Source organism: Pseudomonas sp. Hz4 (genome assembly GCF_054898165.1).
The window spans coordinates 1210655-1223736 of sequence record NZ_CM142719.1 but is presented as its reverse complement, the minus strand read 5'-3'; the positions used below and the strand labels follow the sequence as shown (position 1 = coordinate 1223736).

Here is a 13082-nt window from a genome sequence, read left to right as displayed (position 1 = left end):
GGGACGCTCCGCGTCCCTGTCGAAGCGATTGCTGCGCGTCCATTGAGGCATTCCCACGCAGCGCGTGGGAACGATCACAAAGGCGTCCGACCAGACACAAAAAAACCCGCCGATGATCACTCATCGGCGGGTTTTTTATTGGCAGCTAACGCTTAGATCGCGCCACGCTGACGTAGCAGATCCAGCACTTGCTTGACGCTTTCTTCCAGCGACAGCGACTGGGTGTCGACCACGAGGTCGGCGTCCAGCGGCACGTCGTACGGGAAGGAATCGCCCGGGATGTTATCCCCGGCCGCCGCGTACAGGCCTTGTGGGTCACGCTCGGCACAGACCGTCGGCGAGGCCTGGACGTAGACCGTCAGCAGACGCTCCTTGCCGATCAGGTCCCTGGCCTGCTCACGACCTTCGGCATTCGGCGCAACGAAGGCTGCCAGGGTCAGCAGGCCAGCCTCGTTGAACTGACGCGCAACATGCGCCGCACGACGCCAGTTCTCGGTACGCCCGGCGCGGTCCTGTGGCAGACCTTTGTTCAGGTCGTGACGCAGGTTCTGACCATCGAGTACAAACACCGCACGGCCCAGGTCGAACAGCTTGCGTTCAACCGCGTAAGCCAGGGTGCTTTTACCCGCGCCCGACAAACCGCTGAACAACACGGTGGCCGGTTGCTGGCCGAAGCGCTGGGCGCGTTCTTCGGTGGCAACGTGAGCCAGTTTGCCGTGATGCGTGCTGGTGCCATGGCTCAACGGCTGAGCGATGATCATGCCGGCCGCAACAGTGCCATTGGTCAAACGATCGATGACGATGAACGAACCGGTGGTGCGGTTGCTCGCGTAACCGTCCAGCGCGATGGCCGCGTCGAGGCTGATCTTGACCCGACCGATCTCGTTCAGATGCAACGAACTGGCCGGACCTTCTTCCAGGGTGTTCACGTCAACACGATTGACGATGCTGGTGATCGAACCCGGCACGTAAGTGGTGGCGCGCTTGATGTCGTACTTCTTGCCCGGCAGCATCGGCTCTTCAGCCATCCACACCAACATGGCGTCGAAGGCATCAGTCACTTGCGGCTGGTTATCGGCGTGCACCAGCAAGTCACCGCGAGAGATGTCGATCTCGTCTTCCATGGTCAGCGTGACGGCCTGACCTGGACCGGCGTGCTCCAGCTCACCTTCGAAGGTGACGATGGATTTCACGCGGCTGCTCTTGCCCGACGGCAGCACAACGACTTCGTCGCCTTTGTGCACGACGCCGCTGGCCAAGGTACCTGCGAAACCACGAAAGTTCAGGTTCGGACGGTTGACGTACTGCACCGGGAAACGCAGGTCGGTGTAGTTGCGGTCGTTGGCGATCTCGACGGTTTCAAGAATTTCCATCAGCGACTGGCCGGTGTACCACGGCGAGCGCTCGGACTTGTTCACCACGTTGTCGCCCTTCAGCGCCGACATCGGCACGAAGGCCATGGTGGTCGGCTTGAACGCGATGCCTTCGGCGAATTTCAGGTAATCGGCCTTGATCGACTCGAAGACTGTTTCGTCGAAGCCGTTGAGGTCCATCTTGTTGATGGCGACAACGATGTGCTTGATGCCGAGCAACGAGGCAATGAAGCTGTGGCGACGGGTCTGCGTCTGCACGCCGTAACGGGCGTCGACCAGGATGATCGCCAGGTCACAGGTGGACGCACCGGTGGCCATGTTGCGGGTGTACTGCTCATGGCCAGGGGTGTCGGCGATGATGAATTTGCGTTTGGCGGTGGAGAAATAACGGTAAGCGACATCGATGGTGATGCCCTGCTCCCGCTCGGCCTGCAGGCCGTCGACCAGCAATGCCAGATCGATGTCATCGCCGGTGGTGCCGACTTTTTTCGAGTCGCGGGTAATGGCTTCCAGGTGATCTTCGTAGATCATTTTGGAGTCGTGCAGCAGGCGCCCGATCAGGGTGCTCTTGCCGTCGTCGACGTTGCCACAGGTAAGAAAGCGCAGCATTTCCTTGCGTTCGTGCTGGCCCAGATAGGCGAGGATGTCCTCGCTGATCAACTCAGATTGATGCGACATGACAACCCCTTAGAAATAACCCTGACGTTTCTTTTCTTCCATCGAGCCGGCGCCATCGTGATCGATGACCCGGCCCTGGCGTTCGGAAGTTCGCGTCAGGAGCATTTCCTGAATGATGTCGGTCAGGCTGGTGGCCTCGGACTCGACCGCACCGGTCAACGGGTAGTCGCCGAGTGTACGGAAACGGACCTTCTTCTTGACGATACGCGCCTTGTCTTCATCGCTCAGGTGATTGAGCAGGCGTTCGTCGTCAATCATGATCCAGGTGCCATTCATCTCGATGACGTCGCGCTCGGCGGCGAAATACAGCGGCACAATCGGGATGCCTTCGAGGTAGATGTACTGCCAGATGTCCAGCTCGGTCCAGTTCGACAAAGGGAACACGCGGATCGATTCGCCCTTGTTGACCTTGCCGTTGTAAACGTTCCACAACTCGGGACGCTGGTTTTTCGGGTCCCAGCGGTGCTTGGTGTCGCGGAAGGAATACACGCGCTCTTTGGCACGGGATTTCTCTTCGTCGCGACGGGCACCACCGAAAGCGGCATCGAAACCGTACTTGTCGAGGGCCTGCTTGAGGCCTTCGGTTTTCATGATGTCGGTGTGCTTGGCGCTACCGTGGGTCAGCGGGTTGATGCCCTGCGCGACGCCATCGGGGTTCACGTGCACGATCAGGTCCAGGCCCAGTTCTTCGACAATGCGATCGCGGAACGCGTACATTTCCTTGAACTTCCACCGGGTGTCGACGTGCATCACCGGGAACGGCAGTTTGCCGGGGAAGAATGCTTTGCGCGCAAGGTGCAGCATCACGGCGGAGTCTTTACCGACGGAGTACAGCATCACCGGGTTATCGAACTCGGCGGCGACCTCGCGGATGATGTGGATGCTTTCGGCCTCCAGCTGTTTCAGATGCGTCAGTTTGTCGACCATGGCTACTCACGAAAACGATCTTATGGACGGCCAGCGGGCCGTGTTCGAGCGGGGAATGCTAGCACAGCGACCTCTTCTAATCAGGACGCCGACTAGATCGAAAGGGTATATGAATATACCCCCGCGTTTGGGCTGCGATCCCGTAGGTCAGATGGGATTCTGGCAATCGATGAAGATGTGCTCAAGGGCAAAACGCCGCGCCAGATAATCCCCCAGCGCCTGAACGCCATAGCGCTCGGTGGCGTGGTGGCCGGCGGCGATGAAGCTGATGTTGTTTTCCCGGGCGCTGTGAAAGGTCTGCTCGGACGCCTCACCGCTGAGGTACAAGTCGACGCCAGCCAGCACGGCCTGATCGATGTAACCCTGACCGCCACCGGTGCACCAGCCAACGCGGCGGATCATCTCGCTGCCTTCAATCAGTAACGGCTCGCGCCCCATGACTTCTTGTACGCGACGGGCAAAATCGCGGGGCGTCACTGGCTCGTTCAATGAACCGACCAGGCCGACCACTTTGAGGTTGTCCGGGTCCAGCGGGCCTTCAACGGTGATGTCCAGCTGACGTGCCAGCTGCACGTTATTGCCGACTTCCGGGTGCAGATCCAGCGGCAGATGGTAGGACAACAGGCTGATATCGTGCTTGAGCAGGGTTTTCAACCGACGCTGCTTCATGCCGGTGATGCATGGGTTCTCACCCTTCCAGAAGTAGCCGTGATGCACCAGCACCAGGTCGGCGTTGGCTTCCACCGCGGCGTCGAGCAAAGCCTGGCTGGCGGTGACGCCACTGACGATGCGCATCACCTGCGGCCGGCCTTCGACCTGCAGCCCGTTGGGGCAGTAATCGGCAATCTTTGCACTGCTAAGGTAACGGTCGGCTTCTTCGACCAGGGTGCTCAGGGCGACGGCCATAAAAGACTCCTAAATATCCCGTTCAGAGGCACGCTTCGCCTCGTATAATGCGCGACATTATGGGCGGTCTCATACCGCCTGCAACCTCTCAGGACGTGCTTAATGCTCAAGGCGCTGCGTTTTTCCGGCTGGCCGCTGTTGGCCGGCGTGCTTATCGCTCTATTGATAATCCAGCGTTACCCGCAGTGGGTCGGGCTCCCGAGCCTCGACGTCAACATGCAGCAAGCCCCGCAAACCACCACGATGCAACAAGGCCCCGTGTCCTATGCCGACGCGGTGACCACCGCCGCGCCGTCGGTGGTCAACCTGTACACCACCAAAGTCATCAACAAACCGAACCATCCGCTGTTCGAGGACCCGCAATTCCGCCGCTTCTTCGGCGACAACTCGCCCAAGCAGAAGCGCATGGAATCGAGCCTCGGCTCCGGCGTGATCATGAGTCCGGAAGGTTACCTGCTGACCAACAACCATGTGACCAGTGGCGCCGACCAGATCGTGGTGGCCCTCAAGGACGGTCGTGAAACCCTGGCCCGAGTGATCGGCAGCGACCCGGAAACCGACCTTGCGGTACTGAAAATTGATCTGAAAAACCTGCCATCGATCACGGTCGGGCGTTCCGACAACATCCGCATCGGCGACGTAGCCCTGGCTATCGGTAACCCGTTCGGCGTCGGCCAGACCGTGACCATGGGCATCATCAGCGCCACCGGGCGCAATCAGCTGGGCCTGAACAACTACGAAGACTTCATCCAGACCGACGCCGCGATCAACCCAGGCAACTCCGGCGGCGCGCTGGTGGATGCCAATGGCAACCTGACCGGCATCAATACGGCGATCTTCTCCAAGTCCGGCGGCTCCCAGGGCATCGGTTTCGCGATCCCGGTGAAACTGGCCATGGAAGTGATGAAGTCGATCATCGAGCATGGCCAAGTCATTCGCGGGTGGCTCGGGATCGAAGTGCAGCCGTTGTCTCAGGAACTGGCGGAATCGTTTGGTCTGTCGGGGCGTCCGGGCATTGTGGTCGCGGGAATTTTCCGCGACGGGCCGGCGCAGAAGGCCGGCCTGCAACTAGGTGACGTGATCCTCAGCATCGACGGCGAGCCGGCTGGCGATGGTCGCCGCTCGATGAACCAGGTCGCACGGATCAAACCCACCGACAAGGTCACGATTCAGGTAATGCGCAACGGCAAAGAGCTCAAGCTGACCGCAGAGATCGGTTTGCGCCCGCCACCTGCGCCGGTCAAAGAGAAAGTAGAAGAGTAAGCCCGTAGGAGCTGTCGAAGGCTGCGATCTTTTGCACCCTCGACCGCTCAATAACTCCAAAATCGTTAATAGCAGACAGTCTCATTAGACATGTTATATTGTTTCAATATCAATATTGGAACACCATAACATGCCATCTCGAACAATGGCTTACCTCGCAAGCCTGGCCCTCGGTCTGCTGGGGGAACCGGTCTTCGCCGAAGAATCCAGAACCCTTGAACTGGACGCCATCAACGTCACCTCCGACTACGAATCCCCCACCGGTTCGGTCAAGGGTTATCGCGCGACGCGCTCTTCCAGCGCGACCAAAACCGACACGGCCCTTCGCGACATCCCGCAATCGATCAGCGTGATTCCCGCCAGCGTGCTCAAGGATCTGGGCAGCACCAGCGTCGAACGAGCACTGGACTTTGCCGGTGGCGTGTCAAAGCAAAACAATTTCGGCGGCCTGACCCTCTACGAATACAGCGTGCGCGGCTTCACCACATCGGAGTTCTACAAGGACGGCTTCAGCGCCAACCGTGGCTACCCGAGTACACCGGACGTGGCGAGCATCGAGCGCATCGAAGTGCTCAAAGGCCCGGCGGCCAGCCTCTATGGCCGAGGCGATCCGGGCGGCACGGTTAACATCGTCACCAAGAAACCACAGCCCGAAGCGTTCACCACTTTACAAACCAGCGCCGGCAGTTGGGATCGCTATCGCACCGCGCTGGACGTCAACACGCCGCTGGATGACGACGCCTACGTACTGTCCCGAGTGAACCTGGCCGTCGAGGATAACCACAGCTTCCGTGATCACGTCGACAGCCAGCGCGTATTCGTCGCGCCCTCCTTCAGCTGGCAACTGAACCCGGAAACCAGCCTGCTGGTAGAGAGCGAGCTCGTTCGCCACAGCTCGACGTTCGACCGCGGCATCGTCGCACCGAACGATAAATGGAGCGGCGTCTCCCGCTCGACATTCCTGGGTGAGGCCAACGATGGCGACCTCGACAACCACAACAACATGCTGCAGGCCGCGCTCGAACATCAGCTCAGCGACCGTTGGAAACTGCGCCTGGCCAGCCATTACAAGGAAGGCAAACTCTGGGGGTTCGCCTCCGAGACTCGCCCGCTGAATGCCGACGGCCACACCGTTAATCGCCGCTACCGCGAGCGCGACAATGATTGGCACGACAGCATCACCCAGCTCGAACTGCGTGGTTTATTCGACATCGGCGGCTGGCAGCACGAATTGCTGATCGGTAGCGAATACGAGAACTACCGCAAAAACGAACGGGTGACGACCATTGCCGGCAGCCCCTACGCCATCGACATTTATCAGCCGATCTACGGCCAACCGAAACCCAACGGTGCTCGCTCGGGCACTGATTTCTTTGAACACGTCGAAAGCCACGCGCTGAACCTGCAGGACCAGATCGTCTTCACCGACAAGCTGCGAGGCATGCTCGGTGCGCGCTTCGAACATTTTGAGCAACGCATCGACGATCACAACCGTGGCTCCACCAGCCGCCAGCGCCACGACGCCCTGACTCAACGCGCCGGCCTGCTCTACCAGCTGACGCCTGAGGTCGGGGTATTCGCCAACGCCTCCACCTCGTTCAAACCGAACAACGGCCTGGACGTCGCCGGTAAATCCTTCGACCCGGAAGAAGGTATCGGCTATGAAGTCGGGATCAAGAGCGAGCTGTTCGACAACCGCCTGAGCAGCACCCTCGCCGCTTTCCATATCGAGAAAGAAAACGTCCTCGCGCTCGATCCGGGCACCGACGCCAGCCGCGCCGTGGGCAAGGCCCGCAGTCAGGGTTTCGATCTGCAAATCACCGGGCAAGTCACCGACGCCGTACGGGTGATCGGTGCCTTCGCCTACATCGATGCCGAAGTCACCGAGGGCGACAAGCTCATTCCCGCCGGCAGCCGAATCCTCGGTGTGGCCAAACGCAGCGGCAGTCTGCTAGGAGTTTATGAGTTTCAGAATGGTCGTTTGCGCGGCTCGGACGTCGGTGCCTCCTTCACTTATGTCGGCGATCGTTCGGGTGAAGCCGGCGGCGAATTCGAATTGCCGGCTTACCACACCGTCGGCCTGCTGGCCCATTACAAGGCCAGCGAAAATGTCACCGTGGGCCTGAATCTGAACAACCTTTTCGACGAGAAATACTACGAGCGCTCCTACAGCAACTACTGGGTCAACCCCGGCGAGCCGCGCAATTTCACCGTCAGCCTGACACTCAATCTGTAAAAGGACGTCACCATGCAACACCTCAAACCCGCACTGCTCAACCTGCTGCTCGGCCTGTTGTTTACCGGCCAAGTCTCGGCCCATGGCCTCTGGACCGAACAGCGCCGCGGCAACATCGAAGTGATTTACGGCCACGGCGCCGAGGATAACGTCTTCAAGGCGCAGAAAATCAGCGGCGCCTGGGCTTATGACGTCAACGGTAAAATGATCCCGGTGGCCGTGCAGCGCCTGGCCGACCACGCACGCCTGCAACCGTTGAAACCGCCAGCTGTATTGGCGGTGGCGCTGGATAACGGCATGTGGTCGCAGACCACCGACAAAAAATGGATCAATGAGGGACGCAGCAAAGTGCCGGGGGCGATCGAGTCGACCCAGACCTTCAAGTACAGCCTGGCGATTTATCAGCCGGGCGCGAAGCTGCCGAAGCTTGATCAGCTGAAATTGCTGATTCTGCCGGAGGTTGATCCGCTGACGGTCGGGCCGGGTAAGTCGTTGCCGGTTCGAGTGCTACTGGATGGCAAACCAGCGGCGGGTGTGAAGTTGACTGGAGACTATCGCAGTGCGCCGAATACGTTGAGTACCGAAACGGATGCGCAGGGTCGCGCGCAGGTAGTGGTGCGAAATGAAGGGCTGAATGTCATTTCGGCGCAGATGGAGATTGTGTTGAAGGACAATCCGGACGTGGCGACTCGAGGGGTGTTCAGTTCGTTGACGTTCCTCGGCGAAGCGCATCACGAATAAAAGCCCCCCCAAAACAACTGTGGGAGCGAGCTTGCTCGCGATGAGGCCATAACATTCAGCATCTATGTTGAATGTCAGACCGCCATCGCGAGCAAGCTCGCTCCCACAGGATCGGGGGATGACTTAGAGATCACCAAGCCCATCAATCAACGCCTGATTCTGCTCCGGCGTACCAATCGAAATCCGCAAGAACTGGGCAATCCGCTCCTGCTTAAAGTGCCGAACGATCACACCCTGCTCGCGCAACTTCGCCGCCAGCCCTGCCGCATCGTGCTGCGGGTGCCGGGCAAAAATGAAGTTCGCCGCCGACGGCAAGACTTCAAAGCCCTTCGCTTCCAATTGCGCAACGACCTTTTCACGATGCTCGATGACCAATCGGCAAGTCTTGTCGAAGTACTCACGATCTTCAAACGCTGCGGCTGCACCGACATTCGCGAGACGATCCAGCGGATAGGAATTGAAGCTGTTCTTGATCCGCTCCAGCGCCTCGATCAGGTCCGGATGCCCCACCGCCAGACCCACCCGCAGGCCCGCCAGTGATCGGGACTTGGACAGGGTCTGGGTCACCAGCAGGTTCGGATATCGGTCCACCAGGCTGATCGCCGTCTCACCACCGAAGTCGATGTAAGCCTCATCGACCACGACCACCGAATTCGGGCTGGCCTTGAGGATTTGCTCCACGGCATCCAGCGCCAACAAGCAGCCCGTCGGTGCATTCGGATTCGGGAAGATGATCCCGCCGTTCGGCTTTGCGTAGTCCGCCGGGTTGATCTGGAACTGCTCGTCCAGCGGCACGGCGTCGAAGGTGATGCCGTACAACCCGCAGTAAACCGGGTAGAAGCTGTAGCTGATGTCCGGGAACAGCAGCGGCTGATCGTGTTGCAGCAAGCCGTGAAAGATGTGCGCCAGGACTTCATCGGAACCGTTGCCGAGAAATATCTGCTGGGTCTGCACGCCGTAGTACTGAGCGACCGCTTGCTTGAGCAGGTCGCTGTTCGGGTCCGGGTACAGACGCAGGTTGTCATTCAGTTCAGTCTGCATCGCCGCCAAGGCTTTTGGCGAGGGGCCGTACGGGTTTTCGTTGGTATTGAGCTTCACCAGTTTCGCCAGCTTCGGCTGCTCGCCCGGCACGTAAGGCACCAGATTCTTGACGAACGGGCTCCAGAATTTACTCATGTTCAGTTCCCCTGCCCTTGCGGAAAATCTTCGTCAACGATGCGGTATTCGGCGCTGCGGGCGTGCGCGGTCAGCGACTCGCCACGGGCCAGCACGGAAGCGGTTTTGCCCAGTTCCGACGCACCCTGCTCGGAGCAGAAGATGATCGACGAACGTTTCTGGAAATCGTACACGCCCAGCGGCGAGGAAAAACGCGCGGTGCCGGAAGTCGGCAGCACGTGGTTCGGACCGGCGCAGTAGTCGCCCAAGGCTTCAGAGGTGTGACGACCCATGAAGATCGCGCCAGCATGGCGAATCTTCGGCAGCCAGGCCTGCGGATCAGCAACGGACAACTCAAGGTGTTCCGGCGCAATACGGTTGGCCACTTCGATGGCTTGCTCCATGTCGCGAACCTTGATCAGCGCGCCACGGCCATTGATCGAGTTTTCAATGATCTCGGCACGCTCCATGGTCGGCAGCAACTTGGCGATACTGGCGGCGACCTGGTCGAGGAACTCGGCGTCCGGGCTGACCAGAATCGCCTGGGCGTCTTCGTCGTGTTCGGCCTGGGAGAACAGGTCCATGGCGATCCAATCCGGATCGGTCTTGCCGTCACACACCACGAGGATTTCGGAGGGGCCGGCGATCATGTCAATGCCGACCTGGCCAAACACGTGGCGCTTGGCCGTGGCGACATAGATGTTGCCCGGACCGACCACCTTGTCGACCTTCGGCACGCTTTCGGTGCCGTAAGCCAACGCAGCGACCGCTTGCGCGCCGCCGATGGTGAACACGCGGTCGACGCCGGCGATGCAAGCTGCGGCCAGTACCAGCTCGTTGATTTCACCACGAGGAGTCGGCACCACCATGACCACTTCGGTCACGCCGGCCACCTTGGCCGGAATTGCGTTCATCAGAACCGAGGAAGGATAAGATGCCTTGCCACCCGGTACATACAGGCCGGCGCGATCCAGCGGCGTGACCTTCTGGCCCAACACGGTGCCATCGGCTTCGGTGTAGGTCCAGGAATCCTGTTTCTGTTTCTCGTGGTAGCTGCGTACTCGAGTCGCGGCTTTTTCCAGCGCTTCACGCTGAGGCACGGTGATTCGGGTCAGGGCCAGTTCCAGACGTTCGCGGGGCAAGATCAGGTCCGCCATGGACGCGACTTGCAGGCCATCGAACTTCTGAGTGAACTCCACCAGCGCCGCATCGCCACGTTCGCGCACGGCCTTGATGATGTCCAGCACTCGCTGATTGACCGAGTCGTCAGACACACTTTCCCAGCTCAGCAGATGATCCAGATGATGTGCGAAATCCGGGTCAGCAGCGTTGAGTCGGCGAATTGCAGTCGGTGCGGTCATAGCGAGAGCCTCATAGAATTGGCAAAAACTCAGGCGCCCGAAGGTGCGCTGACGTTTAATAACGAATCGCGTTGGTACTGTGGTCGTGCCAGGCAAGGCGCGGGACGACGGTAAGGGTTGTTTCCTTACCAAGTCCCGCAACGCAGCATGGCGCGACCACAGTGCCAACCCGCAGGGCCTTGCTCCAAAAGGCAGGCCGCTGCGCGATTCTTACTTTCGAGAAAAAATTCTTCTACTGCCATAAATTGCCTTTTGGAGTAAGGCGCGATTCGTTATTAAACGTCAGCGCACCTTCCCCACCAGTCGTTTCCGCTTGGGCACCTGAGAATTCTGGCTATGAGGCGGATAGACGGGCGCGGTTTATGGCCGCGCGGGTGAGTCAGCCGCGGTGTCGAGACTCCACTGCCTTGCGCAGGGTGTCGATCAACGCCTGGATACGGGCGTGCTGCATTTTCATCGAAGCTTTGTTGACGATCAGCCGGGAGCTGATGTCGGCAATGAAATCCTGGGGTTCCAGGCCATTGGCGCGCAGGGTGTTGCCGGTGTCGACCACGTCGATGATCTTGTCCGCAAGACCGATCAACGGCGCCAGCTCCATCGAGCCGTAAAGCTTGATGATGTCGACCTGGCGTCCCTGTTCGGCGTAGTAACGCTTGGCAACGTTGACGAACTTGGTCGCCACCCGCAAACGACCCTTGGGCTCGACATCGCCGACACGGCCGGCGGTCATCAGCTTGCAGAGGGCAATTCGCAGGTCTAAAGGCTCGTACAAACCTTGGCCGCCATATTCCATCAGCACATCTTTACCGGCGACGCCCAGGTCCGCGGCACCATGCTCGACGTAAGTCGGCACATCGGTGGCGCGCACGATCAGCAGCCGCACATCGGCCTGGGTCGTGGGGATGATCAGCTTGCGGCTCTTGTCCGGATTCTCGGTCGGCACGATGCCCGCTTCAGCCAGAAGCGGCAGGGTGTCGTCAAGGATGCGGCCCTTGGACAGTGCGATGGTCAACATGGGAAACGTCAGTCCTTATCAAGGTACTCATGCCCGGTCGCAAATGGCGCCGAACATACGTCGAGGCTTCTTCGATAATGAAAAGGCAGCCTCGATTTGAAACAAATCCAACGAGCACGTCCCTGTGCCCATGCAGCAGAAACTAGCCCGGTACGCGGCGAATCTTGGCGCCGAGCATCTGCAGTTTCTCTTCGATGCACTCGTAACCACGGTCGATGTGGTAGATGCGGTCGATCAGGGTGTCGCCTTCAGCGATCAGCGCCGAGATCACCAGGCTGGCCGAAGCACGCAGGTCGGTGGCCATCACTGGCGCGCCCTTGAGCTTTTCGGTGCCGGTGACGATGGCAGTGTTGCCTTCGACCTGAATCTTGGCGCCCATGCGGTGCAGTTCGTAAACGTGCATGAAGCGGTTCTCGAAGATCGTCTCGATCACGGCACCGGTGCCTTCGGCAATGGCGTTGAGGGAGATGAACTGCGCTTGCATGTCAGTCGGGAACGCCGGGTACGGAGCGGTCCGCACGTTGACGGCTTTTGGCCGCTTGCCGTGCATGTTCAGCTCGATCCAGTCTTCGCCGCAGGTGATTTCCGCGCCCGACTCCTTGAGTTTCTCAAGAACGGCTTCAAGGATGGTCGGATCGGTGTCCTTGACCTTCACACGACCGCCGGTCACGGCAGCAGCGACCAGGTAGGTGCCGGTTTCGATACGGTCAGGCATCACTTTGTAAGTGGTCGGGTGCAGACGCTCGACGCCATCGATGGTGATGGTGTCGGTGCCGGCGCCAGTGATCTTGGCGCCCATGGCGATCAGGAAGTTCGCCAGGTCGATGACTTCAGGTTCGCGAGCGGCATTTGCCAGAACGCTGCGGCCCTTGGCCAGAGCGGCCGCCATCATGATGTTTTCGGTACCGGTCACGCTGACGGTGTCGAAGAAGAAGTGCGCACCGCGCAGGCCGCCTTCAGGCGCCTTGGCCTTGATGTAGCCGCCTTCGACGTCGATGACCGCGCCCATGGCTTCGAGGCCACGGATGTGCAGGTCAACCGGACGCGAACCGATGGCGCAACCGCCAGGCAGTGCGACTTCGGCCTCACCGAAACGGGCAACCATCGGGCCCAGTACCAGAATCGACGCACGCATGGTTTTAACCAGTTCGTACGGTGCGATCAGGGTCTTGATGGTACGCGGGTCGATTTCGACGCTGAGTTTCTCGTCGATCACCGGCTCAATACCCATGCGACCGAACAGCTCGATCATGGTGGTGATGTCGTGCAGGTGCGGCAGGTTGGCAACGGTAACCGGGCCATCGCACAGCAGGGTTGCAGCCAGGATCGGCAGGGCAGAGTTCTTTGCCCCGGAGATGCGGATTTCGCCATCAAGACGAACGCCACCGGTAATAATCAATTTATCCATAAGAATCTCGACGCCCTTG

General features: G+C 59.7%; 10 protein-coding genes. 3 read left to right on the top strand and 7 right to left on the bottom strand.

From position 1 onward, the window contains the following. Positions 1-152: 152 nt before the first annotated feature. From cysN to ACYZTR_RS05420, 3 genes are all read right to left on the bottom strand, one after another. Positions 153-2051, bottom strand: a complete 1899-nt coding sequence (gene cysN / locus ACYZTR_RS05430; RefSeq protein WP_461977047.1) for a sulfate adenylyltransferase subunit CysN — start codon at positions 2049-2051, stop codon at positions 153-155. A 9-nt stretch (positions 2052-2060) separates the two neighbouring features. Next, positions 2061-2978 carry a sulfate adenylyltransferase subunit CysD gene (gene cysD / locus ACYZTR_RS05425; protein WP_461977045.1) on the bottom strand — a complete coding sequence of 306 codons (918 nt, stop codon included), beginning with the start codon at positions 2976-2978 and terminating at the stop codon, positions 2061-2063. 147 nt (positions 2979-3125) lie between these two features. Continuing rightward, the gene (locus ACYZTR_RS05420; RefSeq protein ID WP_461977043.1) at positions 3126-3884 is read right to left on the bottom strand and encodes a Nif3-like dinuclear metal center hexameric protein; all 759 of its coding nucleotides are present in this window, start codon (positions 3882-3884) and stop codon (positions 3126-3128) included. Between the two features lie 102 nt (positions 3885-3986). Between ACYZTR_RS05420 and algW the strand changes: the two genes are divergently transcribed. The 3 genes from algW to ACYZTR_RS05405 all read left to right on the top strand — a co-directional run bounded on the left by algW (position 3987) and on the right by ACYZTR_RS05405 (position 8124). Further along, positions 3987-5147 carry a Do family serine endopeptidase AlgW gene (gene algW / locus ACYZTR_RS05415; protein WP_461977041.1) on the top strand — a complete coding sequence of 387 codons (1161 nt, stop codon included), beginning with the start codon at positions 3987-3989 and terminating at the stop codon, positions 5145-5147. Between the two features lie 130 nt (positions 5148-5277). Next, a complete protein-coding gene (locus ACYZTR_RS05410; RefSeq protein WP_461977039.1) occupies positions 5278-7383 on the top strand; it encodes a TonB-dependent siderophore receptor in 2106 nt (701 codons plus the stop codon). 12 nt (positions 7384-7395) lie between these two features. Next, positions 7396-8124 carry a DUF4198 domain-containing protein gene (locus ACYZTR_RS05405; protein WP_461977037.1) on the top strand — a complete coding sequence of 243 codons (729 nt, stop codon included), beginning with the start codon at positions 7396-7398 and terminating at the stop codon, positions 8122-8124. 123 nt (positions 8125-8247) lie between these two features. Here the strand turns inward: ACYZTR_RS05405 and hisC are convergent, their stop codons facing one another. The 4 genes from hisC to murA form a co-directional block, all read right to left on the bottom strand. Then, positions 8248-9300 (bottom strand): histidinol-phosphate transaminase, encoded by a 1053-nt coding sequence (gene hisC / locus ACYZTR_RS05400; RefSeq protein ID WP_461977035.1) that lies wholly within the window; start codon positions 9298-9300, stop codon positions 8248-8250. Between the two features lie 2 nt (positions 9301-9302). Beyond that, positions 9303-10640, bottom strand: coding sequence for a histidinol dehydrogenase (gene hisD / locus ACYZTR_RS05395; RefSeq protein WP_461977033.1), 1338 nt, complete (start codon positions 10638-10640; stop codon positions 9303-9305). 379 nt (positions 10641-11019) lie between these two features. Beyond that, the gene (gene hisG, locus ACYZTR_RS05390; protein ID WP_007901570.1) at positions 11020-11655 is read right to left on the bottom strand and encodes an ATP phosphoribosyltransferase; all 636 of its coding nucleotides are present in this window, start codon (positions 11653-11655) and stop codon (positions 11020-11022) included. A 142-nt stretch (positions 11656-11797) separates the two neighbouring features. After that, the gene (gene murA / locus ACYZTR_RS05385) at positions 11798-13063 is read right to left on the bottom strand and encodes a UDP-N-acetylglucosamine 1-carboxyvinyltransferase (protein WP_046045865.1); all 1266 of its coding nucleotides are present in this window, start codon (positions 13061-13063) and stop codon (positions 11798-11800) included. Positions 13064-13082: the final 19 nt, after the last annotated feature.